A 23,590-nucleotide genomic window follows, 5' to 3' on the forward strand; every position below is an offset into this window, starting at 1 on the left:
CTGGAACCGTTGTGATTGTCGTTGTTGTGATGTTGCTCGAAGTGCTGCCGTGGACCCACGGCACGCACCTATGTGAACGTATGCGTCTAGAACGTGCCGGGATAGGCGCCACCGTCGATCAGCCAGTTCTGTCCGGTGATGTAACCCGCGTGCACGCTGCACAGAAAGGCACAGGCACGGCCGAATTCGTCGGGATTGCCGAAGCGTCCGGCGGGAATCGCCTTCATGCGCTGCACGCGGGCTTCTTCGAGGGAAATGTTGTTCGATTTCGCTGCCGCCTGCATGGTGACGGCGATCCGGTCCGTGTCGAACAGGCCCGGCAGCAGGTTGTTGATCGTGACGCCGGTGGGCGCCATCTTGCGTGCCAGACCTGCGACAAAACCGGTCAGGCCCGAACGCGCGCCATTCGACAGGCCAAGCACGTCGATCGGCGCCTTCACGGACGAACTCGTGATGTTGACGATGCGCCCGTAGCCGCGCGCGCTCATCGAGTCGATGGTCGCCCGGATCAGCTCGATCGGCGTGAGCATGTTGCTTTCCAGCGCGCGGATCCAGTCGTCGTGCGTGAATTCGCGGAAGTCGCCCGGCGGCGGGCCGCCCGCGTTATTCACCAGAATGTCCGGCTGCGGACAGGCTGCGAGCGCCGCTGCCCGGCCTTCGGGCGTGGTGATGTCGCATGCGACCGTCTTCACCTCGACGCCGGTTTGACGGCGAATTTCGTCGGCTGTCGCCTCGAGCGGGCCGGCAGTGCGGGCGACGATCGTCAGGTTGACGCCTTCGGCCGCGAGCGCTTCAGCACAACCACGCCCCAAACCCTTGCTCGCCGCGCAAACCAGCGCCGTGCGTCCTGCAATGCCCATGTCCATGTATGCGTTCTCCTCGCTGGCGTCTTGATGAATGGTTGCAAAGTTTCCCCCGATTCTAGAAGAATCGGTGCCGGACTGCGCCGGGCTGTTGCAATCTCCGGTATCTTCCGGTGCCACTCTTTCGGTAAACTTGCGCCGTGGCGCGTGCGCCGGCCGTCGCAAGTTGATTGCGCTCGCCGCGCAATGCGCCGAACCGATCCTCGAATCGGCCCCGAATCGACCTTTTTGCCGCCGCTCGTGCCCCGCCCATGACTCAGGACAGCCGTTTCCCCAACCTTTTCATCCTCGATCACCCGCTGATCCAGCACAAGCTGTCGCACATGCGTGACCGGGACACCTCGACGCGCACGTTCCGCGAGCTGCTGCGAGAGATCACGCTGCTGATGGGCTACGAAATCACCCGCAATCTGCCGATGACCACCCGCCGGCTCAGCACACCGCTCGTCGAGATCGACGCGCCGGTGATCGCCGGCAAGAAGCTCGCCATCGTGCCGGTGCTGCGGGCCGGCATCGGCATGTCGGACGGCCTGCTGGAACTGGTGCCGTCGGCGCGCGTGGGTCACATCGGCGTTTACCGCGCGGAAGATCACCGGCCGGTCGAATATCTGGTGCGCCTGCCCGATCTCGAAGACCGCGTGTTCATTCTGTGCGATCCGATGGTCGCGACCGGCTATTCGGCTGTGCATGCAGTCGACGTGCTCAAGCGCCGCAACGTGGCCGGCGAGAACATCCTGTTCCTCGCGCTGGTCGCCGCGCCCGAAGGCGTGCAGGTGTTCCAGGACGCCCACCCGGACGTGAAGCTTTTTGTTGCATCGCTCGATTCGCATCTTAACGAGCACGCGTACATCGTGCCGGGCTTGGGCGATGCGGGCGACCGCTTGTTCGGAACGAAGAACTGACGAATAGAAAAATGGGGCCGGCGGCATCTCATTGCCGCCGCTGAACACCGTGCACGCGCACTTTCTGTGCAATTCACGTCGACGTCTGCCTCTGCCGCCCCGTCCCGCCGTGATAAAATTCGAGTCCACTTAAAGGGCAGCCCCGCTTCCGGCACCTCGAGGCTCGCAGCGTGTCCTGGCGGCCAATGCACGCCGACCGGGCGAGCCAGCCGTTAATCGCGGCGTTAGCCGCACGGCGCCTGCCGGCCGCGCCACAGTGCTTCGCACCCGCCAGCCGCGCCCGGCGCGATGAGACGAGACACGACGCGACTTGGACTTGAGTAACGGCGGCTAAACGGACAAGGGCGCGAATTCAGCATCGAGGCGCAAAGCGGCAAGCACACGCACGAGCGCCCGGAATCGCAACGACAATTGCACAATGCGTGCGCCCCGCTGGCGCGCGCGACGGAGAAAGGTATGGCGGGTCATTCGAAATGGGCCAACATCAAGCATAAGAAAGCAGCGGCCGACGCCAAGCGCGGCAAGGTCTGGACGCGGCTCATCAAGGAAATTCAGGTCGCGGCGCGCATGGGCGGCGGCGACATCGACTCGAATCCGCGTCTGCGGCTCGCCGTCGAAAAGGCGTACGACGCCAACATGCCGAAAGACAACGTCAACCGCGCAATCCAGCGCGGCGTGGGCGGTGTGGACGGCGCGAACTACGAAGAAATCCGCTACGAAGGCTACGGCATCGGCGGTGCGGCGGTGATCGTCGACACCATGACCGACAACCGTACCCGCACGGTCGCGGAAGTGCGTCACGCGTTCTCGAAGAACGGCGGCAACATGGGCACCGACGGCTCGGTCTCGTTCATGTTCGATCACGTCGGCCAGTTCCTGTTTGCGCCGGGCACGCCCGAAGACAAGCTGATGGAAGCCGCGCTCGAAGCCGGCGCCGACGACGTCGTCACGAACGAAGACGGCAGCATTGAAGTTCTGTGCCCGCCGAACGACTTCCCGAAGGTGAAGGCCGCGCTCGAAGTCGCGGGCTTCAAGGCCGAAGTGGCCGAGGTGACAATGAAACCTCAGACGGAAGTCGAGTTCACCGGCGACGACGCGGTGAAAATGCAGAAGCTGCTCGACGCGCTGGAAAATCTGGACGACGTGCAGGAAGTCTATACAAACGCCGCGATCGCCGACGAGTGAGCATGCTCAGGCACCGTTCGGGTTGGGGCTCGCGTTGATCGACGAACCCGAACCCGCGACGGGCTGCCGGCGCGCCTTCTGGTTGCTGCTTGATTGCGGCTTTGTTGCTGGTTTGCTGCCGCTTTATGCAGATCGTTGCGCTGAACGGGCGTTTCGGACAGAGGTGCAGGGTTGTGCGCCCGCCACGTCATCGCCACTCGGGCTCGTCCCGGGCTTGGTGCGCCGGCTTGATCGCCGGCGCGGGCCGACCCGGCGCGAATCTCGCTATTTATTGCACGGCTGCGCTCGCTGCTTCAGCCGTTTATCGTTTTTAAAGTCTCGGGGATTCACATGAAGTTACTCGTCGTCGGTTCCGGCGGTCGCGAACATGCGCTCGCATGGAAGCTCGCGCAATCGCCGCGGGTCCAGCTCGTCTACGTGGCTCCTGGCAACGGCGGAACCGCGCAGGACGAGCGTCTGCGCAACGTCGACATTACGGAGCCGGCCGCGCTCGCCGATTTCGTCGAGCAGGAACAGATCGCCTTCACGCTGGTTGGGCCCGAAGCGCCGCTCGCGGCAGGCATTGTCAATCTGTTCCGCTCCCGCGGCCTGAAGATTTTCGGACCGACGAAGGAAGCGGCGCAGCTCGAAAGCTCGAAAGACTTCGCGAAGGCGTTCATGAAGCGCCATGCGATCCCCACGGCCGAATACGAAACCTTCGCCGACGTCGCCGCCGCGCACGCGTACCTCGACGCCAGGGGCGCGCCGATCGTCATCAAGGCTGACGGCCTCGCCGCCGGCAAGGGTGTGGTCGTCGCGCAGACGCTGGAAGAAGCGCACGCCGCGGTCGACATGATGCTGTCGGACAACAAGCTCGGCGACGCCGGCGCGCGCGTCGTGATCGAGGAGTTCCTCGCGGGCGAAGAGGCAAGCTTCATCGTGATGGTGGACGGCAAGCACGTGCTGCCGCTCGCGTCGAGCCAGGACCACAAGCGTCTGCTCGACGGCGATCAGGGCCCGAACACTGGCGGCATGGGTGCCTACTCGCCCGCGCCGATTGTCACGCCGCAACTGCATGCACGCGTGATGCGCGAAATCATCCTGCCGACCGTGCGCGGCATGGAAAAAGAAGGCATCCGCTACACCGGCTTTCTGTACGCGGGTCTGATGATCGACGCGCAAGGCAATCCCAAAACGCTCGAGTTCAACTGCCGCATGGGCGACCCCGAAACGCAGCCGATCATGGCGCGTTTGAAGGGCGACTATTCGAAGGTGGTCGAGCAGGCAATCGCCGGCACGCTGGACACGGTCGAACTGGAGTGGGACCGCCGCACCGCGCTGGGCGTGGTGCTCGCCGCGCACAACTATCCGGATACCCCGCGCAAGGGCGACCGCATCAACGACATTCCTGCGGAGACGGCGGACTCGGTCACGTTCCATGCGGGCACCACGCTAACCGACGGCAAGCTCCTCACGTCGGGCGGCCGCGTGCTGTGCGTGGTCGGTCTGGCCGATTCGGTGCGCAGCGCGCAGTCGGTCGCGTATGAAACGATCAACCAGATTTCGTTCGACGGCATGCAGTACCGGCGCGACATCGGCTATCGCGCGCTGAACCGCAAGCACGACGCGAAAACGGAAGGCAAGCACTGACGCGCGAGGCGCTCGCCGGTTCGCGGCGCCAGCGGCGCTACACTGCGGGTATGCGGGCGCGCCCGTTCGGCCGCGCCTTCGCGGCGGCGTTTTTGAAACACAGCGCGGCGCCTCACGAGCAACCCGCGGCACCGACGTGCCGCCTTCAGCACCTGCATTGATGACCGATTCGAGCTACGACGCACAAGCCGTGCGCATCTGGCTGCAAAGCCTGCAAACGCAAATCGCGGACACGCTGGGCGCGTTCGACGGCAAGCCCTTCGCCACCGACGCATGGCAGCGCACGCCCGGCGAAAAGCTGCGCGGCGGTGGCTTCACGCGCATTCTGGAAGGCGGCAACTTCTTCGAACGTGCCGGCATTGGCTTTTCCGACGTCGCGGGCGACGCGTTGCCGGGCTCCGCGAGCGCGGCGCGTCCCCAACTGGCCGGGCGCGGCTTTGAGGCGATGGGTGTGTCTCTCGTGCTGCACCCGCACAATCCGCATTGCCCGACCGTGCATATGAACGTGCGCCTGCTGGTCGCCACCAAGCCCGGCGAAGAGCCGGTGTTCTGGTTCGGCGGCGGCATGGATCTGACGCCGTACTACGGCTACGAAGAAGACGCGCAGCATTTCCACCGCGTCTGCCGCGATGCGCTGGAGCCTTATGGCGCGGACCTCTACCCGAGCTTCAAGCGCTGGTGCGACGACTATTTCTTCCTGAAGCACAGGAACGAGCCGCGCGGCATCGGCGGGATTTTTTTCGACGATTACTCGGCGCCGGGCTTCGATCAATCGTTCGCCATGCTGAGAAGCGTGGGCGAAGGATTCCTCAAAGCGTACCTGCCGATCATCGAAAAGCGCCGCAACATTCCGTACGGCGAGGCCGAGCGCGATTTCCAGGCTTACCGGCGCGGGCGCTATGTCGAGTTCAATCTGGTCTTCGACCGTGGCACACTGTTTGGGCTGCAGAGCGGCGGACGCACCGAATCGATTCTGATGTCGATGCCGCCTGTGGTGAACTGGCGCTACAACTGGCATCCCGAACCGGGCACGCCGGAAGCGCGCCTTTACACCGATTTTCTCGTGCCACGCGACTGGGTGTGAGCGCTCGGCAACCCCGCAGACGCGCACTGCCCCGCTCCTGGCTACGACAAAGGACTTTCACCTGAAGCCGAACGCTCATCCTGTTGCACTGCCTCGCCGGATCGGTTTGCTCGGCGGCACTTTCGATCCGATCCACGACGGCCACCTTGCGCTCGCGCGGCGTTTCGCCGACGTGCTGCAACTGACCGAACTGGTACTGTTGCCGGCCGGCCAGCCGTGGCAGAAAGCGGACGTGTCGCCGGCCGTGCATCGCCTCGCCATGACACGCGCGGCGGCCGGTCAACTCGAGCTACCGGGCGCGACGGTGCGAGTCGCAACCGACGAAATTGACCACGAAGGCCCGACCTACACTGTCGACACGCTGCAACGCTGGCGCGAACGGGAAGGCGACGAGGTGTCCATTGCATTGCTGATCGGCGCGGATCAACTGGTGCATCTCGATACATGGCGCGACTGGCGGCGCCTGTTCGACTTCGCGCACATCTGCGCGGCCACGCGGCCCGGTTTCGATCTCGCGTCGATTCCGCCCGCGGTCGCGAGTGAAATCGACGCACGCCGCGCCGGCGCCGACGTTCTGCGAGCCACGCCTTGCGGCCACTTGCTGATCGACACCACGCTTGCGTTCAACGTCTCGGCCACCGACATTCGCGCGCATCTGCGTGAACAGGTGAGCCAGCGGCTAGCCCATGTGGGCGGCGAACAACAGGGTGAGGCCGCAAGCCACGTCCCCACTGCGGTGTGGGACTACATTCTTCAACATCATTTGTACCACCGGTAAACCCATGGATATTCGCAAACTGCAACGCGTGATCGTCGACGCTCTCGAAGACGTCAAAGCGCAAGACATCAAGGTGTTCAACACCAGCCACCTGACGGCGCTGTTCGATCGCGTAATCGTCGCGAGCGGCACCTCCAACCGGCAAACCAAGGCGCTGGCCTCGAGCGTGCGCGAGGGCGTGAAGGAAGCCGGCGGCGACATCGTCAGCACCGAAGGCGAGGACATCGGCGAATGGGTGCTGGTCGATTGCGGCGACGCGATTGTCCACATCCTGCAACCGGCGCTGCGCCAGTACTACAACCTCGAGGAAATCTGGGGCGACAAGCCGGTCCGCATCAAGCTCTCTACGCCTGATCCGTTCGGCGGCGCGCGTTCGAGCGAGCCCGACGAGGACGAAGAAGACGAAGAGGCGCCGGCTGTGAAGAAGCCCGCGCGCAAGACGGCCGCGCGCCGCAAGTGAGCGGGCTTTGACCGCTCGCTGCAACCGCGTCCCAGCGGAACTGCGCGAGCGGCGCTCCTACGCATCATGAAACTGCACATCCTCGCTGTCGGCCACAAGATGCCCGACTGGATCGCTGTCGGCTTCGACGAATACGCGAAGCGCATGCCGCCGGAGCTGCGTATCGAGCTGCGCGAAATCAAGCCCGAGCAGCGTTCGTCCGGCCGTCCGGCCGAGAGCGTAATGGCCGCCGAGCGACTGAAGATCGAAGCAGCGTTGCCCAAAAACGCGCGCATCGTTGCGCTCGACGAACGCGGCAAAGACTGGACCACCATGCAACTTGCCGGCGCCCTGCCCGGCTGGCAGCAGGACGGCCGCGACGTCGCGTTTCTGATCGGCGGTGCAGACGGGCTCGATCCCGAACTCAAGGCACGTGCCGACATGATGCTGCGCGTCTCGAGCCTCACGCTGCCGCACGCAATGGTACGTGTGCTGCTCGCCGAACAGCTTTACCGCGCGTGGACCATCACGCAGAATCATCCCTATCATCGCGCGTGAGTGAGATCGATCGGGACGCCTGGCGTTTCGAGTCCCGCTGGTCCTGACACGGGACGTTGCGACCACAGTTGCCAGCAATCGCCGGCAATTGCCTTAGTTCCTCGTTACGCTGCCGACGCGCTCGCGTAGCCCCGCGCCCGCATACCGAGCCGCGCCCGGGCGCGCTCGGTATCGCACGCTCACATAAACCGTTTGTTCGAGACAATTTCATGCCAACGTCCGCCGCTCCGCTGCATCCATTCGTGTATCTCGCGTCGCAAAGTCCGCGCCGTCAGGAGTTGTTGCAACAGATCGGCGTGCGCTTCGAACTGCTGCTGCCGCGCCCCGATGAAGACGCCGAAGCGCTCGAAGCCGAATTGCCCGGCGAGCGTGCGCACGACTACGTGCAGCGCGTGTGCGTGGCCAAAGCGCGCGCCGCGCACGCCCGGCTCGTGGCCGGCAACCACGCCGCACGACCTGTTCTGGTTGCGGATACAACCGTCACGATTGACGACGCGATTCTCGGCAAGCCGCTCGACGCCGACGACGCCGAAGCGATGCTCGCGCGCCTGTCTGGCCGCGATCACGAAGTGCTGACGGCCGTGGCGGTGGTCGATGCTTACGGCGAGCTACTGCCCTCCGCGCTGTCCACATCGACAGTGCGCTTTGCTGCGTTGCATCGAGACGCGATTCGCCGCTACGTAGCGAGCGGCGAGCCGTTCGGCAAGGCGGGAGCGTACGGCGTGCAAGGGCGCGCCGCGGAGTTTATCGAGCATATCGACGGGTCCTATTCAGGTATCATGGGTTTGCCGCTTTTTGAAACCGCTGCCCTCCTGCGTGCAGCGCGCATCGACTTCTAGAACAACACCATGAATGAAGAAATCCTGATCAATGTCACGCCGCAGGAAACGCGCGTCGCGCTCGTCCAGCAAGGCGCCGTCCAGGAACTTCACGTCGAACGAACGCTGTCGCGGGGCCGCGTCGGCAACGTCTATCTCGGCAAGGTCGTGCGCGTGTTGCCGGGCATGCAATCCGCTTTTATCGACATCGGTCTCGAGCGCGCCGCGTTTCTCCATGTAGCCGATATCTGGCACCCGCGCATTGCCGGCGAGCCGCAACATCAGACGCCGCATCAGCCGATTGAAAAAATCGTGTTCGAAGGTCAGACGCTGATGGTCCAGGTGGTGAAGGATCCGATCGGCACCAAGGGCGCGCGGCTTTCCACGCAAGTGAGCATTGCCGGGCGCACGCTCGTCTATCTGCCGCAAGAGCCGCATATCGGCATCTCGCAGAAGATCGAAAGCGAAGCTGAGCGCGAGGCCGTGCGCGCGCGTTTGACCGCCGTATTGCCTGCCGACGAGAAAGGCGGCTACATCGTGCGCACCATCGCCGAAGATGCGACGAGCGAAGAGCTGGCCGCCGACGTCGCCTATCTGCGAAAGACGTGGGCAACGATCCTGTCGCAAGGCCAGCGGATGCCGCCCACGAGTCTGCTTTATCAAGATCTGAATCTGGCGCAACGCGTGCTACGTGATTTCGTCAACGATGAAACATCGCGCATTCAGGTCGACTCGCGCGAGACGTATCAGATGCTTGCCGATTTCGCGGCGGAGTTCACGCCGGCGGTGTCCGCGAAACTGCATCACTACACAGGCGAGCGGCCGCTTTTCGATCTGTACAACATCGAGGCCGAGATCCAGCGCGCGTTGTCGCGCCGTGTGGATCTGAAGTCGGGCGGCTATCTGGTGATCGACCAGACCGAAGCGATGACCACCATCGACGTAAATACGGGCGGCTACGTCGGCGCGCGTAATTTCGACGACACCATCTTCAAGACGAACCTGGAAGCAGCGCATACCATTGCGCGTCAATTGCGGTTGCGCAACCTGGGCGGCGTGATCATTATCGATTTCATCGATATGGAAAATGTCGAGCATCGCGATCAGGTGCTGGGCGAATTGAAGAAGGCGTTGTCGCGCGATCGCACACGCGTGACCGTGAATGGTTTTTCGCAACTCGGGCTGGTTGAAATGACACGCAAGCGCACGCGCGAATCGCTCGCGCACGTGCTGTGCGAACCCTGCCCGGTTTGCCAGGGCAAGGGCCAGGTGAAAACGCCGCGTACCGTTTGCTACGACGTGCTGCGCGAGATATTGCGCGAGTCGCGACAGTTCAATCCGCGCGAGTTTCGCGTGGTTGCGTCTCAACAGGTGATCGACCTGTTTCTCGAAGAAGAGTCCCAACATCTGGCAATGTTGATTGATTTCATCGGCAAGCCGGTGTCGTTGCAGGTGGAGTCGAATCTGAGCCAGGAGCAGTACGACATCGTGCTGATGTAGGTCCACCGACTGGACCGGGAACCGCGCTCTCCATCGTTCAGAGACTCGACTCACGCCGATCGTGGGGCCGCCCTGCGGGCGGCGTCAGGCAATTGCGCGTTACGAGCTAGCGCACTGGAAGCTCGCGGCCACATTGATATCTCCGCCAATGTACTTTGGCCATAGCGGATAACGGCACAGCGGCCGCGTTCTGCCGAGCGTTGCGGCGTTCAGATCGCTCATCGAGAGCGTTTCGGGCGCCTTGCCGGTCTCTACCCATTGATCGAGCGCGGAGAGGGAATCGACAGCCGGATGAAACGGTCCCGTGCCGTGCCCTACGCCCGGCATCAGGTAGAAGCGTACGAACCCATCCACCGTGCTCTGTCCGAAGCGCTGCACAAGGCCGTTGTAGTAATCCGTGCTCGAATCAGTGCTGACAATCTCGTCTGCAAGACCGTGCGTCATGATGAGCTTGCCGCCTTTCGCGACATAGGCGCTCAGGTCGGTGCTGGTCGCGTCCGCGAGCGCCGACACGGTTTGCACTCGCGACTGGTACGTACCGGGATTCAGCGGGTCGAATGTCAATGAATCGAAAGTCGGCACGCGCGTGACGAAGTACTTGACCCACTGGTCGCCCGTTACCCATTGGTTAGCGTCCTTCTTGCCGGCAGGATTCGCAGGGACTCTGGACTCGCCAAGATCGCGCGTCGTGTTCGGCCCGGCGAAGACTGAACCGGCGAGAATGTTGTAGCCGGCGTAACGCGTCACGCCGTTAGCAAGCGAATAAGGCAATTGCAGCGGCGCTGCAATGGTCTGCACGGTCGCGATCTGCGCGTCCGACAGACAGGTATCGCCCGAGTCCGCGCCGCTCGGGCAGCGCAGCGATGCCAGCAGCGTGGCCGACTGTGCCTTGCACGCCGCCACGTTCGCGATGACGCCGTCGGCGACGCCGTCGAGCGCGTCGCAAGCGGTCATGACCGCGTTCTGCAGCAACACCGTTTTGGCCACGTCGAGCCAACCCGCACCGTTATTCAGATAGAGCGCCCGGCCGAGCACGACATTGCTCAGACGAAGCCCCGTATAGTTGAGCGCGGGACGGTTCACCACAATGCCGTCGTAGTCCTGCGGCCAGCGCTGCGCTTCGCTCAGACCATCGCGTCCCCCCGTCGAACTGCCGAAGAAATAGACCTTGTCGGGCGCGCTCGCGTAGCGCTTCTTGATCAACATCATGGCGACGTCGTGTGTTTTCTTGAGGCTCAAGCCGCCGTAGTTCGCAAGCGACTCGTCGTTGGCGGCGAACTTGCCGTCCGTAATGCTCGAGCTCTGATGCCCCGAGTCGTCGCCGAAGGTCGCGTAGCCGTTTGCGAGCGGCGTCGATGTGCCGGTCGGGGCCATGTCGAGCGGATCGACACCAGTGATCAGCGTGCCGTCGAAACCGCCGCCGCCATAATGCAGCGCCTTACGATTCCACCTGGTCGGCAGGTTGACCTGGAAATTGATGGAAGGCGCAGCCGGGTCGACCGGTGCGATTGCACCATTCACCTGGCAGTATTCACCGCTCGTTTCGACTAGCGTCGCGCTCGTGATTGTCGCGCCGCTGGTCGGTACAGCAATCGAGGACGCAGGAATCGACAGCCCGCTCAGCGCGCCGCATTGCGTGGCCGCCGTCGGCGCAGGCGTCGAACCGCCCGCATTCTCGCTGTTCGGTCCATTGCCGCCGCATCCGCTGATGCAAAAGGTGAAGGCGAGCGCCCACCCGAGCGATCTTCTGATCATCTTCGTCTCCTGAAACGATTGGCTGGTTATGTTGTTGCTATGCGTCCGCGCCGCTGTTGCTATTCGAGCGCGCGGCCCTCATGCACGACGCCGGGGTCGATAAGCCGTGCAGTTGTGCCGAAGAGCGCCTGCACACCCGCCTGCGACACGAACATCGCGTCACCGCTGTGCGCCGCGCCCGCCACCTCGTACAGTTGATGACGCAACTGCGGATGCCGTCTGCGCAAATACGCGAAATAGGCGCGGCCCCTTGCGAGCCGATGCGGGCCCTGCATCATGGCCTCGCATGAACGGTCGAGAGCCGGATGCGCCGGATCGTTGTCGTGGGTGCCGAGCAGATAAGTGACGTCGCGATCGACATAACGGTATTCGAGCTGTTGGACATCCAGTCCCTTCGCATAGCGCGGCAGCCCTTCCGTGCCGTACTTCCATGCGTTGAACCCGGTGCAAGCGGCGCGTGCGTCTGCGCTCGATCCGTCTGCACAGTGCGGACGCCACGCGTCGAAGTACACATACGACGACGGATTCGCAACGACATAACGCACGTTCACTCCCGCCACCCTCCATCGCGCGGCGGCGTCGCTAAGTATCGCGTGGCGATGCGCGACCTGCGCCCCGCCGGAATGCCCGGCAATGACGATCTCCCGCACGTTCGGGTAAGCGCCGTCACGCACGTAATGTTCGATCAGCGCGTCGAGTACGTCGAAAGAGCTTAGCGGCGCCGGCCCGATCGCATCGAGACCGCCCATCCACGAGGTCCACTCCCAGTGCAGACAGTCGGCCGGCAACGAGTGATGCTGGACATCGGCCGTCGCCAAAAACTGCGGTACGGCGAGGATCACGCTGTCGGGCTCGACAGTCGACGACGCCAGCGCGCACTGCGTAGATTGCAGATACGCATCCGCATCGCGAAGTCTTCCGTGCAGCATCACGACCACGCGAGTCGCTTGAGTGGGCCGCGTACTGCCGCCCTTGAAAAGCGGCACGGCCGCCTCACCGCGCGCGTTCGATACGATCAACCGTTCGCTGGCTACCACCTGCACAGGCACTTCGTTGCGTGGCCGTGCATCGCTGTCCATTACAAGATTCATCGCGCCGCTCATTGACCGTCGGCCAGCCAGAGATCAGGCTTGCGAACCAGGCGCCGCCCGGAGGCCGTCAGTCCAACAAGCAGCAGCGAAATGATGCCTGCGCAGATCAGATACCATGCAGGGACCAACCGCGAGCCGGTAACGTCGATTAAGGTCGAAACCGTGAGGGGCGCAAGACCGCCGAACAGCGTGACCGCCACGTTGTACGAGAGCGCAACGCCTGTGGAGCGCGTCGCGGTCGGAAAGAGCTGCGTGAGCATGCCGGGGTGCGCACCGGACATGAGGCTAAGCACGACAGTCGCAATCATTTGCGCGGTGAACACACGTTCAGCGGACGGCGCCGCGAGCACCCATGCAAAGAGCGGATACGCAACGCACACCCACGCTATCGTGACCGGGAAAAACAAACGATATGCGCCGAAACGGTCGGCAAGACGCCCCGCCAGCGGATAGCCGACAATCCCGATCAGGCCCGACATGGCCGTTCCAAACAACGCGTTTTTCAGCGGCAAATGCAGTTGGTGCTCGACATACAGCGGCATGTATGAATGCCACAGGTAGTTCGTTGCGGCCCCAACGATGATGACGCCCATCGCGCACAGCGCCGCGTCGCCGCGCTCACGAATGAACGTGCGAAACGACTGACGCGGCGGGTGTCCGAGCCGCTCGCGCAGCTGAAGAAACTCCGGCGACTCACCCACTTTGTGCCGGATATAGAAGCCCACCGGACCGACGAGCGCGCCGAGCAGGAACGGCACGCGCCAGCCCCACGACACGAGCGACTCGTGCGAGAGCCGCGTGGTGAGGAGCAGCGAGCAGAGCGACGAGAGCAGGAGCGCGACGGCCTGCGACGTCATTTGAAAACTGCCGAAGAACATCTTGCGCCGAAGCGGCGCATATTCCGTGAGCATTGCGGCTGCGGTTGCGAACTCTCCACCCACCGACAACCCCTGCAGAATGCGCGCGACAATCACAATGAGTGGCGCAGCAATGCCGATAGTCGCGTAGCCGGGTGTGAGGCCCATCATCAGCGTACTCAGCGCCATTAGAAGAATCAGCAGCGACAGCGTCTTGCGGCGCCCGTAACGATCGGCGCACGCGCCGATAACAATGCCGCCGAGCGGCCGCACCAGAAAGCCGATTGCAAACGTGGCGAGCGTCAATGTGATCGACACAAAGCTGTTGTTCGCAGGGAAGAACACCTGTGCAATGACCTTGGCGAAATACCCGTAGATCAGAAAGTCGAACCACTCAAGACCATTGCCGATGACTGAAGCAAGCACCGCGCGGCGCATCTGTGAACGGCTCAGAGGTGGCGCGGGCACAGCGGGCGTGACCGCTTGCATAACGGTTTGCATGTGTCTCCTTTGTATTCGGCTGCCTGCAAATAGAGAGTACGTGCGAAAGTCACCAATGTAAAATACATGTGAGACGCGGTTGCCATATCCAACACATATAGCAGGCCAACCATGGAACTGAGACATTTGCGCTACTTCCTCGCGGTCGCCGAAGAAGGCCAGTTCACCCGCGCCGCCGCCCGGCTGCACATACAGCAACCGCCGCTGTCGCAGCAGATTCAGGAACTCGAACAGGAACTGGGCTTCGCGCTTTTCGTGCGACAGCCGCGCGGCGTCTCGTTGACGGCGGCAGGTGAAACGTTCGCAGCACGCGCTCGCTCCATGCTGCTCGAACTGGACAATGCAGTCGTTCAGGCGCGCCGCGTTGCGCGAGGGCACATCGGCACCGTGCGCGTTGCGCTCACGAGTTCGGCTGCGTTCCACCCTCTGACGCCCACCGCCATCCGCAATTTCCGTGAGCTGTACCCCGAGGTCGCCATCGAAATGACGGAGGTCAACGCGGCGGACATCATCGAAATGATGATAGACGACCGTGCGGATGCGGCGATTCTGCGCAAACCGGTTCACACGCCGGCCGGTCTTCGGTTCGAACTGTTGGCCGAAGAACGAATGTTGCTGGTGCTGCCCGTGGGACATCGGCTTATAAGCAGCCGCGCCATAGCGCTTCAGAAGCTTGCCAACGAGTCGTTTATTTTCGTGCGTCGGCCTGGCGCCCCCGGTATGTACGCGGATTTTATTAGCGCCTGTCAGTCAAAGGGTTTCGAGCCAAACGTGGTCGACGAAGTGCCGCGCATGGTAACGGCCATTAACCTCGTGGCAGCGGGCGGCGGTATCTCGCTCGTTCCCGCGTCGATGCATCGCTACCACCAGGAAAGCGTGCGCTACAGCCGCGTGGCGGGCGACCATGCTTTTCGCGCACCATTGCATCTCGTTACGCGTGATGACTCGCAAAGCCCGGCGGCTTCGCATTTTCGCAAGACGCTGCTCGCTTTTGTGCATCAGCATCCGAGCCGCGAGTGAGTGTTGGGCTGGCCGAGGTTTGGGGGAGAGGTGCGGGCCGGTGCCGCTGTTTCTTGCGGCGTGTCCTGTGATGTATAAGAACTTGTTCTGTTGCCGCTAGAGCCGTCCGTACTGTGGAGCAAACGTATGGTTAAGATGGGCTCGAAACGAAAAAGGCCTTATGGACATGCATCCATAAGGCCTTGATTTCTTGGTCGGGGCGAGAGGATTTGAACCTCCGACCACCTGCACCCCATGCAGGTACGCTACCAGGCTGCGCTACGCCCCGAACAGCACAAAATTATAACAGACACTTCATTCGAATAGAACCGTTCGCGCCAATAAAGCGACTAGCGATTCAGCAGATCGATCACGTTCAGCAGTTCTTTGCGCAACTGCTCGACGTCGACGGCGCTCGCGGTTGCTGTTGTCTCCGGCGGAACGAAGCCCTCGACCTGTTCGCCCATTTCAGCCGGCGCATTGTGCGCACCGCCACCATGTGAATCCAGGCGGTTGCGTGCACCGTTGATCGTGAAGCCCTGCTCGTACAGCAACTCACGAATCCGCCGGATCAACAGCACCTCGTGATGCTGATAGTACCGGCGATTGCCGCGTCGCTTGACAGGCCGCAACTGCGTAAACTCCTGCTCCCAATAGCGCAACACATGCGGTTTGACGCCGCATAGTTCGCTGACCTCACCAATCGTGAAGTAGCGTTTCGCCGGAATCGGAGGCAAGACGACTTTTTCCATCGTCGCTGTCATCGTCAGTTAGCCGTCGTGATGGGTTGCGCAGGAACGCGCCAGTCGATCAGCGCGTGAAGCTCGCTTCGGCGCCGTTCTCGACCAGAGCCTTCAGCTTTTGACTTGCATGGAACGTCACAACGCGGCGCGCGGCAATCGGAATTGCCTCGCCGGTTTTCGGGTTTCTGCCGGGACGCTGCGGTTTGTCGCGCAACTGGAAGTTGCCGAAGCCCGACAGCTTCACACTGTCGCCGCTCTCCAGCGCATCCCGGATCACCTCGAAAAACGCCTCCACCATGTCTTTAGCTTCCCGCTTGTTGAGCCCGACATTGTCGAACAGCAACTCGGCAAGTTCCGCTTTGGTGAGCGTCGGCGTTTCAGTTGAAACGACGGCGGGTGATGTCGGAATTTCTCGAATCATGGCGCTGCGTTGCGCCGTAAGAAGGGCTTCGAAATCACTCGAGTTCATTTCATTCATATCTATCAAATGGCGCGCCATGCAGAAAACAAAGGATGCGGAAACAGCCGCGCAATTGTTAAATGCGGGTTATCCGCGCAACCGTGCGCCATATACTCGAGCCAGACGTTCCACCAGAGTCTGAATGGCCAGATCGACCGTTTCGTCCTGAAGGGTCCCGCCAGTATCTTGCAAGGTAACACGGAACGCAAGGCTTTTCTCGTGAGCCCCTAAGCCACCGGAAGTGTTTGATTTTGGACGGAATTCGTCGAAAAGCACAACCTTCTGGACGGTCTTGCAGGCGGGCTCCGACTGAGCCTTCTGGAGCTCGTCCAGGAGCGCCTGCGCCTCGATTTTCTGATCGACAACGACCGCGATATCGCGACGCACCGGCGGGAATTTAGACACTTCCGACGGTGTGGGCAATACGCGTTGCATTAATGCGTCCGCTTCGACTTCAAACAGAATCGGCGCATTGGGTAAATCATATTTTTGCATCCAGCGCGGATGCAGTTCGCCGATCCAGCCAATCGCGCGGCCATTCAGTTCGATGCGCGCGCTGCGCCCCGGATGCAGCGCGGGATGCTCCGCTTTCACGAAACGCGCGACTGCCGGCGAGAGCAACGCCTCGACGTCGGCCTTCACGTCGAAGTAGTCGACGGTACGCGACGGCGCGCCCCACTGATCCTCCAGCGCGGGACCGTACGCGAGCCCGCCGATCATCTTCGGCTGAGCGAAGCCTTCGACCGTGAGCTCTCCGGCCTTGATCGACGGATCGCGCAGGAACACGCGGCCAGCTTCGAACACGCGCACGCGGTCCGCAGCACGGCGGTTCAGGTTCGTGCGCAGCACGTGAATCAGGCTGCCGATCAGCGTGGTCCGCATGACCGACAACTGGCTCGCAATCGGATTCAGCAGACGCACAGGCTTGTCATTGCCGGCGAAGTCCTGCTCCCATTCGGCATCCACGAAACTGAAGTTGACCGTTTCAGCGTAATCGCGAGCGGCAAGCGCGTGTCGGATTGTGTGGATCGAGCGGCGCGTTTCGTTGGTCGCGCGCATTTCGCTCCTGGCGACCGGCGGTCGCGCCGGAATCTTTTCGAAGCCGTAGATACGCGCGACTTCTTCGATCAGGTCTTCTTCGATCTCGATATCGAAACGGTACGACGGCGGCATGACCGAGAACGTGTCGCCGTCGCGTTCGAACGCAAGGCCCAAACGCGTGAAGATCTGTGCGATTTCCTCGGCGCCAATCGCGATGCCGATAATGCGGTTCGCGCGGGACACGCGCATCTTCACGGGCTCGCGCTGCGGTACATTGACGACCTGGTCGTCCACGGGACCCGCTTCGCCGCCGCAAATGTCGAGGATCAGTTGCGTGATCCGCTCGATGTGCTCAACGGTGGTCGCGTAATCGACGCCGCGCTCGAAGCGATGGCCCGCATCGGTCGAGAAGTTGTACTTGCGCGAGCGGCCGCGGATGCTATCGGGCCACCAGAATGCGGCTTCGAGGTAGATGTTGGTCGTGTCGAGTGTGACGGCCGTGCTATCGCCGCCCATGATGCCCGCGAGGCTTTCAATGTGTTGCTCGTCGGCGATCACGCCAACCGTTTCGTCAACTTCGACGGTGTTGCCGTTCAGCAGCTTGAGCGTTTCGCCCTTGCGGCCCCAACGCACGTCCATACCGCCGTGGATCTTGTCCAGATCGAACACGTGCGACGGACGGCCCAGCTCGAGCATCACGTAATTGGAAATATCTACGAGCGCGGAGATGCTGCGCTGACCTGAACGCTCAAGACGTTCGACCATCCATTGCGGCGATTTCGCACGCGCATTCACACCGCGGATGACACGGCCCGAGAAACGGCCGCAAAGATCGGGCGCCGAGATCTTGACGGGCAGCGTCTCGTCGAGCTTGACCTGGACCGGCTTGATCTCGAGCGGACGCAACGGTGCACCGGTGATCGCGGAGGTTTCGCGCGCCACACCGAACACCGACAAGCAATCTGCCTTGTTCGGCGTCAGCTTGATCTCGAAAATGGTGTCGTCGAGATTGAGCGTTTCGCGGATGTCCTGGCCAATCGGCGTATCTTCCGGCAGGATCAGGAGGCCGCTATGATCTTCCGAGAGCTTCAGTTCGCGCGCCGAGCACAGCATGCCCTGACTTTCCACGCCACGCAGCTTCGAGAGTCTGATCTCGAACGGCGCGCCGCCCTCTTCGGCCGGCGGCAGTTGCGCGCCAACGAGCGCAACCGGCACCTTGATGCCTGGCGCCACGTTCGGCGCACCGCAGACTATATTGAGCGTGGCGCCTGTGCCGGCGTTGACCTGGCAGACGTTCAACTTGTCCGCATCCGGGTGCTTGACGACTTCCAGCACCTGACCGACCACGATCTTCGAGGTCGGCGGCGCAGCGGGTCGTAAGTCTTCAACTTCGAGACCCGCCATCGTCAATGCGTGCGACAGCTCGTCCGTCGTCAGTTGCGGATCGACAAAGGTTCTCAGCCAGGATTCCGGGAATTGCATGGTTCTCTGTACGTTCTGATCGGGTTAGGTCCGCGTGAGGCAGATACATCGCGCAACTCGGCGTGCGGCGCAATCGCCAGTTGCCATGAGTTACAGCGAGTCACTGCCTGTCACTGCCGGGACGCTGTGGCGGCATGCACTCTGTGCGTGGCCGCGCTCTATGCTTGTCGCGCAATGCGTTCGTTCAAGCGAATTGACGCAGGAAACGCAGGTCGTTTTCGAAGAACAGACGCAGGTCTTGCACGCCGTAGCGCAACATGGTGAGCCGTTCGAGGCCGCTGCCGAAAGCGAAGCCGATGTAGCGCTCCGGGTCGAGGCCCATGTTGCGGATCACGGTGGGATGCACCTGGCCTGAGCCCGAAATCTCGAGCCACTTGCCCGCGTTCTTTCCCGTTTCGAACAGCATGTCGATCTCGGCTGACGGTTCGGTGAACGGGAAATACGACGGGCGGAAACGCACCAGAATATCGTCGCGTTCGAAGAATTTCTTGAGGAAGTCCGTATAGACGCCCTTCAAATCCGCAAAGCTGATGTTCTCGTCGATCCACAGGCCTTCGACCTGATTGAACATCGGCGAGTGAGTCGCGTCGCTGTCCACACGGTAGGTGCGACCGGGCACGATCACCTTGATGGGCGGCTTGTTGGTACGCGCGTAACGCACCTGCATCGGGCTCGTATGCGTGCGCAGCAGCAACTGGCGGCCGTCGGCATCTTTGCCGTCGACGTAGAAAGTGTCCTGCATTGAGCGCGCCGGATGGTTTTCCGGGCTGTTCAACGAGGTGAAGTTGTACCAATCGGTTTCGATTTCGGGGCCGTCGGCCACGTCGAATCCGATGCTGCCGAAAATCTGTTCGACGCGCTCCCAGGTCCGCATGACCGGGTGCAGGCTGCCCGTATTGGCGCCGCGGCCAGGCAGGGTGACGTCGATCGCTTCGGCGGCGAGGCGCTGATTCAGCAACGCGTCGGCCAGCGCCTGGCGGCGAGCCGTCAGCGCGGCTTCAACCTGTTGCTTGACGAGGTTGATCCGTGCGCCTTCGGTCTTGCGCGTTTCGGGATCGAGTTTGCCAAGGCCCTTCAACAGTTCCGTCAGCACGCCCGACTTGCCGAGAAAGCGTGCTTTCTCGTTTTCGAGGGTGGTGACGTCGGAGGCTTCTGCGAAGGCTTTTTGCGCGTCCGCGACAATCTGGTCCAGGTCCATTGATCCCATCATTTCAACGTCAGTGTTCAATCGATGCAAAACTGGTTCTACCAACAAAAACGGGGCTCGGTGAGGAGCCCCGTTTTTGTTGCAGCGTCACCGAGACTACCGGATGTTCGCTGCAACGAACCACGCAGTGTTAATTGCCAGAAGCGCAATCAGGCTGCAACGGCGGCTTTCACCTGCTGAACGATCGCAGCAAAAGCAGCCTTGTCGAACACAGCCATGTCGGCCAGCACCTTGCGGTCGAGTTCGATCGAAGCCTTCTTCAGGCCGTTGATGAACACGCTGTACGTCATGTCGTGCTGACGCACCGCCGCGTTGATACGCGTGATCCACAATGCACGGAACACACGCTTCTTGTTGCGGCGATCGCGATAGGCGTACTGGCCTGCGCGCATGACCGCCTGCTTGGCGATGCGATAGACGTTATTGCGACGGCCGCGGTAACCCTTGGCCAGCTTGATGATCTTCTTGTGACGGGCCCGTGCGGTAACCCCACGTTTTACTCGAGGCATGTTTCGCTCCTATGAGTTTCGGTTAAGGGTTAAGCGAACGGCAGCATTGCGCGCACGGAGTTCAGATCGGAATCATGAACTGCCGTCGAACCGCGCAGATGGCGTTTGTTCTTGGTGGTCTTCTTGGTAAGAATGTGGCGCTTGAAGGCTTGACCGCGCTTGACGGTACCGCCCGGACGCACCACGAAGCGCTTCGCAGCACTCTTCTTGGTCTTCATCTTCGGCATGACAACTCCATTATTAGATGGATATGGGTGTGCGGTCGGCCAGATGGCCATTACCCGCCCTTCGAAACCCATTCCACTTGGTATGCAGACCGCCAATACTGCCGGCAGCCGCTTTTCGGAAACAGCGCGCATTTGCATAAGCGCCGTCTCGAAACCTGCTGATGCCGCACCGGACACCCGGTGTGGCATCGTTCGACTTTTCACAACCAGAACACGCGCCACATGGCGCGTCGCCGCTCTGACCGCTTACTTCTTTTTCTTCGGAGCGAGCACCATGATCATCTGGCGCCCTTCCATTTTCGGCATTTGCTCGACCTGACCGACTTCGTCGAGGTCCGTGCGCAGGCGTTCCAGCATGCGCATACCGATTTCCTGGTGAGCCATTTCGCGGCCACGGAAACGCAACGTGATTTTCGTCTTGTCGCCGTCGTCGAGAAAGCGAATGAGGTTGCGCAGTTTGACGTTGTAGTCACCGTCGTCAGTGCCCGGACGGAATTTGACTTCCTTGACCTGAACGATCTTCTGCTTGAGCTTGGCCTCGTGCTGCTTCTTCGCTTCCGAGTACTTGAACTTGCCGTAGTCCATCAAACGGCAGACCGGCGGAACCGCTTGCGGCGCGATTTCCACCAGATCCACGTCTTGCTGTTCCGACATGCGGAACGCATCAGCAAGTTTCACGATGCCGAGCGGTTCGTTCTCGACTCCGACCAGACGCACCTCGGGTGCCGTAATTTCACCGTTGATGCGGTGCGCAGACTTATCAGTAGCGATGTTACGTTTCCTCTAAAAATTAAAAAAACGAGCCGCGCTGCCAAGTGGCTCAGTTGAACGACTGCACGTTCTGGCGCAGACGCTCAATGAAAGAATCGACCGGCATCACGCCAAGGTCGACACCACCACGGGCACGCACGGCTACCGTTTGGGCTTCACGCTCCTTGTCGCCGACCACAAGCAGGTACGGCACCTTCTCGAGCGTGTGCTCACGTATTTTATAGCTAATCTTCTCGTTGCGCAAATCGGCCTCCACTCTAACCCCTTGTTTTTGCAACGATTGGACCAGAGACTGGGCGTATTCTGCCTGACTTTCGGCGATATTCATCACCACTACCTGCATCGGGGCGAGCCACGCGGGCATTGCACCAGCATGGTGCTCGATCAGAATGCCGAGAAAACGCTCCATTGATCCGACGATTGCCCGGTGCAGCATGATCGGACGGCGACGGCTGTTGTCTTCCGCGACGTACTCCGCGCCCAGCCGCTCCGGCAGCACCATATCGAGCTGCAACGTGCCGCACTGCCACGAGCGGCCCAGAGCGTCCTTAATGTGATATTCCACTTTGGGACCGTAGAACGCCCCTTCGCCCGGCAGCTCTTCCCACGTCACGCCGCAAGCCGTCAATGCTTCGCGCAAGCCCTGCTCCGCGCGGTCCCACGTCTCGTCGGTGCCGGCACGTGCGTCGGGGCGCAACGAAAGCTTGATCTCGACGTTATCGAAGCCGAAGTCCTTGTACACGCTCATAGCCAGCGTGTTGAAGGCGATCGACTCGCTGATGAACTGGTCTTCGGTACAGAAAATATGAGCGTCGTCCTGCACAAAACCACGCACGCGCATCAATCCATGCAGCGCGCCCGACGATTCATTGCGGTGGCACGAGCCGAATTCCGCGTAACGCAGCGGCAGATCGCGGTACGAGCGCAAACCGTGGTTGAACACCTGGACGTGGCCAGGGCAGTTCATCGGCTTGATCGCGTAATCGCGCTTTTCCGATTCGGTCGTGAACATGTTTTCACGATAGTTCTGCCAGTGACCCGACGCTTCCCACAACGACCGGTCCATGATCATCGGCGTCTTGATCTCGAGGTAACCCGCGTCGTTCACACGGCGGCGCATGTACTGCTCGACCTGCTGCCACAGCGTCCAGCCGCGCGGATGCCAGAACACCATGCCCGGCGACTCGTCCTGCATGTGAAACAGGTCGAGTTGCTTGCCGAGCTTACGGTGATCGCGCTTCTCCGCCTCTTCGAGCATGTGCAGATACGCGTCCTGATCTTCCTTCTTCGCCCAGGCCGTGCCGTAGATACGCTGCAATTGCTCGTTCTTCGAATCGCCGCGCCAGTAGGCGCCGGCCACCTTCATCAGCTTGAAGACCTTCAGCTTGCCGGTGGACGGCACGTGCGGACCGCGGCACAGGTCGGTGAAGCCGCCATGCGAGTACAGCTTGATTTCGTCCGTAGCCGGAATCGATTCGATGATCTCAGCCTTGTACTTCTCGCCGATGCTCTTGAAGTAGTCCACCGCTTCGTCGCGCGATACGACGCGGCGCGAAACAGGCTCGTCTTTCTTCGCGAGTTCCTGCATGCGCTTTTCGATCTTCTCGAGATCTTCCGGCGTGAAGGGACGGCTATACGCAAAGTCGTAATAGAAGCCGTTGTCGATGACCGGACCGATCGTGACTTGTGCCTCGGGATAGAGATCCTTCACTGCGTACGCGAGCAGGTGCGCCGCAGAATGACGAATGATATCTAGGCCGTCTGCGTCTTTTTCGGTGACGATGGCAAGCGCCGCGTCGTGGTCGATCAGCGCAGACGTATCGACCAGTTCACCGTCGATCTTGCCGCCGAGCGCGGCCTTGGCGAGGCCGGGACCGATCGACGCGGCCACTTCGGCGACGGTCACCGGATGCTCGTACTGTCGAACAGAACCGTCAGGCAGACGTATCGAAACCATTGCGTTCTCCGTGGTGCCGACCGGCGGCGGCATATACATCAATCAAACAAGCCAAAAAAAATGCGGCCCCGCTTTCGAGGGGCCGCATTCACATTTCCTGCAAACTACACTGGCGAAAGTGGTCCTCGACTAGCGTCGCTCCGAAGTGGTTTCGGTCAACGTTCGCGGTGTCATAACCGTATTCGCCTTTTGCGCCACAGGCGCTTACTGCAGTTTGCGAAACCCCGGCAGAAC

At 61.6% G+C, this 23,590-nt stretch carries 22 protein-coding genes and 1 tRNA gene; 10 read left to right on the forward strand and 13 right to left on the reverse strand.

Annotated elements, in window-relative coordinates; all coding sequences use genetic code 11:
* Positions 1-86: 86 nt before the first annotated feature.
* Positions 87-866 carry an SDR family oxidoreductase gene (locus OH764_RS11440; protein ID WP_498846879.1) on the reverse strand — a complete coding sequence of 260 codons (780 nt, stop codon included), beginning with the start codon at positions 864-866 and terminating at the stop codon, positions 87-89.
* A 248-nt stretch (positions 867-1,114) separates the two neighbouring features.
* Here OH764_RS11440 and upp point away from each other — a divergent pair, with 248 nt between their 5' ends.
* The 9 genes from upp to rng all read left to right on the forward strand — a co-directional run bounded on the left by upp (position 1,115) and on the right by rng (position 9,756).
* Positions 1,115-1,765 (forward strand): uracil phosphoribosyltransferase, encoded by a 651-nt coding sequence (gene upp / locus OH764_RS11445; RefSeq protein WP_027776630.1) that lies wholly within the window; start codon positions 1,115-1,117, stop codon positions 1,763-1,765.
* Between the two features lie 456 nt (positions 1,766-2,221).
* Entirely contained in the window at positions 2,222-2,950 is a 729-nt protein-coding gene (locus OH764_RS11450) for a YebC/PmpR family DNA-binding transcriptional regulator (RefSeq protein ID WP_498846880.1), read from the forward strand.
* Between the two features lie 330 nt (positions 2,951-3,280).
* Entirely contained in the window at positions 3,281-4,579 is a 1,299-nt protein-coding gene (gene purD / locus OH764_RS11455) for a phosphoribosylamine--glycine ligase (RefSeq protein WP_214877715.1), read from the forward strand.
* 160 nt (positions 4,580-4,739) lie between these two features.
* Positions 4,740-5,663, forward strand: coding sequence for an oxygen-dependent coproporphyrinogen-III oxidase (gene hemF, locus OH764_RS11460; RefSeq protein WP_498846881.1), 924 nt, complete (start codon positions 4,740-4,742; stop codon positions 5,661-5,663).
* A gap of 61 nt (positions 5,664-5,724) precedes the next feature.
* Positions 5,725-6,441 (forward strand): nicotinate-nucleotide adenylyltransferase, encoded by a 717-nt coding sequence (locus OH764_RS11465; RefSeq protein ID WP_498848809.1) that lies wholly within the window; start codon positions 5,725-5,727, stop codon positions 6,439-6,441.
* A gap of 4 nt (positions 6,442-6,445) precedes the next feature.
* Positions 6,446-6,901, forward strand: coding sequence for a ribosome silencing factor (rsfS, locus tag OH764_RS11470; protein WP_020069537.1), 456 nt, complete (start codon positions 6,446-6,448; stop codon positions 6,899-6,901).
* A gap of 66 nt (positions 6,902-6,967) precedes the next feature.
* The gene (gene rlmH / locus OH764_RS11475; RefSeq protein WP_020069536.1) at positions 6,968-7,438 is read left to right on the forward strand and encodes a 23S rRNA (pseudouridine(1915)-N(3))-methyltransferase RlmH; all 471 of its coding nucleotides are present in this window, start codon (positions 6,968-6,970) and stop codon (positions 7,436-7,438) included.
* A gap of 209 nt (positions 7,439-7,647) precedes the next feature.
* Entirely contained in the window at positions 7,648-8,277 is a 630-nt protein-coding gene (locus tag OH764_RS11480; protein ID WP_498846882.1) for a Maf family protein, read from the forward strand.
* Positions 8,278-8,286: 9 nt separating this feature from the next.
* Complete coding sequence (gene rng / locus OH764_RS11485; protein WP_020069534.1) at positions 8,287-9,756, forward strand: ribonuclease G; 1,470 nt, start codon at positions 8,287-8,289, stop codon at positions 9,754-9,756.
* Between the two features lie 99 nt (positions 9,757-9,855).
* Here rng and OH764_RS11490 read toward each other — a convergent pair whose 3' ends face one another.
* The 3 genes from OH764_RS11490 to OH764_RS11500 are packed head-to-tail and all read right to left on the reverse strand — an operon-like array spanning position 9,856 to position 13,960.
* Complete coding sequence (locus OH764_RS11490) at positions 9,856-11,511, reverse strand: alpha/beta hydrolase family protein (RefSeq protein WP_498846883.1); 1,656 nt, start codon at positions 11,509-11,511, stop codon at positions 9,856-9,858.
* A gap of 59 nt (positions 11,512-11,570) precedes the next feature.
* Positions 11,571-12,614, reverse strand: a complete 1,044-nt coding sequence (locus tag OH764_RS11495; RefSeq protein ID WP_498846884.1) for a hypothetical protein — start codon at positions 12,612-12,614, stop codon at positions 11,571-11,573.
* On the reverse strand, positions 12,611-13,960 hold the full coding sequence (locus tag OH764_RS11500) for an MFS transporter (protein WP_498846885.1): 1,350 nt from the start codon (positions 13,958-13,960) through the stop codon (positions 12,611-12,613). Before OH764_RS11500 ends, OH764_RS11495 begins: the two co-directional genes overlap by 4 nt.
* A gap of 111 nt (positions 13,961-14,071) precedes the next feature.
* Between OH764_RS11500 and OH764_RS11505 the strand changes: the two genes are divergently transcribed.
* The gene (locus tag OH764_RS11505) at positions 14,072-14,980 is read left to right on the forward strand and encodes a LysR family transcriptional regulator (protein WP_498846886.1); all 909 of its coding nucleotides are present in this window, start codon (positions 14,072-14,074) and stop codon (positions 14,978-14,980) included.
* A 191-nt stretch (positions 14,981-15,171) separates the two neighbouring features.
* Here the strand turns inward: OH764_RS11505 and OH764_RS11510 are convergent.
* From OH764_RS11510 to thrS, 9 genes are all read right to left on the reverse strand, one after another.
* Positions 15,172-15,248: transfer RNA gene (locus tag OH764_RS11510), tRNA-Pro, on the reverse strand.
* A 61-nt stretch (positions 15,249-15,309) separates the two neighbouring features.
* Positions 15,310-15,723 carry a MerR family transcriptional regulator gene (locus OH764_RS11515; protein WP_027776601.1) on the reverse strand — a complete coding sequence of 138 codons (414 nt, stop codon included), beginning with the start codon at positions 15,721-15,723 and terminating at the stop codon, positions 15,310-15,312.
* A gap of 46 nt (positions 15,724-15,769) precedes the next feature.
* On the reverse strand, positions 15,770-16,180 hold the full coding sequence (locus tag OH764_RS11520; RefSeq protein WP_012433735.1) for an integration host factor subunit alpha: 411 nt from the start codon (positions 16,178-16,180) through the stop codon (positions 15,770-15,772).
* 69 nt (positions 16,181-16,249) lie between these two features.
* Positions 16,250-18,685: a phenylalanine--tRNA ligase subunit beta gene (gene pheT, locus OH764_RS11525; RefSeq protein WP_498846887.1), complete on the reverse strand. Its 2,436-nt coding sequence runs from the start codon at positions 18,683-18,685 to the stop codon at positions 16,250-16,252.
* A 184-nt stretch (positions 18,686-18,869) separates the two neighbouring features.
* Positions 18,870-19,883, reverse strand: coding sequence for a phenylalanine--tRNA ligase subunit alpha (gene pheS, locus OH764_RS11530; RefSeq protein ID WP_020069527.1), 1,014 nt, complete (start codon positions 19,881-19,883; stop codon positions 18,870-18,872).
* A 158-nt stretch (positions 19,884-20,041) separates the two neighbouring features.
* Positions 20,042-20,401 (reverse strand): 50S ribosomal protein L20, encoded by a 360-nt coding sequence (rplT, locus tag OH764_RS11535; RefSeq protein WP_006052502.1) that lies wholly within the window; start codon positions 20,399-20,401, stop codon positions 20,042-20,044.
* Positions 20,402-20,430: 29 nt separating this feature from the next.
* Positions 20,431-20,628 carry a 50S ribosomal protein L35 gene (gene rpmI, locus OH764_RS11540; RefSeq protein WP_006052501.1) on the reverse strand — a complete coding sequence of 66 codons (198 nt, stop codon included), beginning with the start codon at positions 20,626-20,628 and terminating at the stop codon, positions 20,431-20,433.
* Between the two features lie 246 nt (positions 20,629-20,874).
* Positions 20,875-21,399, reverse strand: coding sequence for a translation initiation factor IF-3 (infC, locus tag OH764_RS11545; protein ID WP_074263967.1), 525 nt, complete (start codon positions 21,397-21,399; stop codon positions 20,875-20,877).
* A 49-nt stretch (positions 21,400-21,448) separates the two neighbouring features.
* Positions 21,449-23,356 (reverse strand): threonine--tRNA ligase, encoded by a 1,908-nt coding sequence (gene thrS, locus OH764_RS11550; protein WP_498846888.1) that lies wholly within the window; start codon positions 23,354-23,356, stop codon positions 21,449-21,451.
* Positions 23,357-23,590 lie beyond the last annotated feature (234 nt).

Source organism: Burkholderia sp. M6-3, from assembly GCF_050858985.1.
GTDB lineage: Bacteria > Pseudomonadota > Gammaproteobacteria > Burkholderiales > Burkholderiaceae > Paraburkholderia > Paraburkholderia caledonica.

Bases quoted from the DNA above. Each gene is read 5' to 3' on its own strand.
- OH764_RS11505 (WP_498846886.1), top strand. From the start codon at position 14,072: ATGGAACTGAGACATTTGCGCTACTTCCTCGCGGTCGCCGAAGAAGGC.
- OH764_RS11520 (WP_012433735.1), bottom strand. From the start codon at position 16,180: ATGAATGAAATGAACTCGAGTGATTTCGAAGCCCTTCTTACGGCGCAA.
- OH764_RS11480 (WP_498846882.1), top strand. From the start codon at position 7,648: ATGCCAACGTCCGCCGCTCCGCTGCATCCATTCGTGTATCTCGCGTCG.
- thrS (WP_498846888.1), bottom strand. From the start codon at position 23,356: ATGGTTTCGATACGTCTGCCTGACGGTTCTGTTCGACAGTACGAGCAT.
- hemF (WP_498846881.1), top strand. From the start codon at position 4,740: ATGACCGATTCGAGCTACGACGCACAAGCCGTGCGCATCTGGCTGCAA.
- OH764_RS11450 (WP_498846880.1), top strand. From the start codon at position 2,222: ATGGCGGGTCATTCGAAATGGGCCAACATCAAGCATAAGAAAGCAGCG.
- upp (WP_027776630.1), top strand. From the start codon at position 1,115: ATGACTCAGGACAGCCGTTTCCCCAACCTTTTCATCCTCGATCACCCG.
- rlmH (WP_020069536.1), top strand. From the start codon at position 6,968: ATGAAACTGCACATCCTCGCTGTCGGCCACAAGATGCCCGACTGGATC.
- pheS (WP_020069527.1), bottom strand. From the start codon at position 19,883: ATGGACCTGGACCAGATTGTCGCGGACGCGCAAAAAGCCTTCGCAGAA.
- pheT (WP_498846887.1), bottom strand. From the start codon at position 18,685: ATGCAATTCCCGGAATCCTGGCTGAGAACCTTTGTCGATCCGCAACTG.
- purD (WP_214877715.1), top strand. From the start codon at position 3,281: ATGAAGTTACTCGTCGTCGGTTCCGGCGGTCGCGAACATGCGCTCGCA.
- rng (WP_020069534.1), top strand. From the start codon at position 8,287: ATGAATGAAGAAATCCTGATCAATGTCACGCCGCAGGAAACGCGCGTC.
- OH764_RS11440 (WP_498846879.1), bottom strand. From the start codon at position 866: ATGGACATGGGCATTGCAGGACGCACGGCGCTGGTTTGCGCGGCGAGC.
- rsfS (WP_020069537.1), top strand. From the start codon at position 6,446: ATGGATATTCGCAAACTGCAACGCGTGATCGTCGACGCTCTCGAAGAC.
- OH764_RS11490 (WP_498846883.1), bottom strand. From the start codon at position 11,511: ATGATCAGAAGATCGCTCGGGTGGGCGCTCGCCTTCACCTTTTGCATC.
- OH764_RS11515 (WP_027776601.1), bottom strand. From the start codon at position 15,723: ATGACAGCGACGATGGAAAAAGTCGTCTTGCCTCCGATTCCGGCGAAA.
- OH764_RS11495 (WP_498846884.1), bottom strand. From the start codon at position 12,614: ATGAGCGGCGCGATGAATCTTGTAATGGACAGCGATGCACGGCCACGC.
- rplT (WP_006052502.1), bottom strand. From the start codon at position 20,401: ATGCCTCGAGTAAAACGTGGGGTTACCGCACGGGCCCGTCACAAGAAG.
- OH764_RS11500 (WP_498846885.1), bottom strand. From the start codon at position 13,960: ATGCAAACCGTTATGCAAGCGGTCACGCCCGCTGTGCCCGCGCCACCT.
- rpmI (WP_006052501.1), bottom strand. From the start codon at position 20,628: ATGCCGAAGATGAAGACCAAGAAGAGTGCTGCGAAGCGCTTCGTGGTG.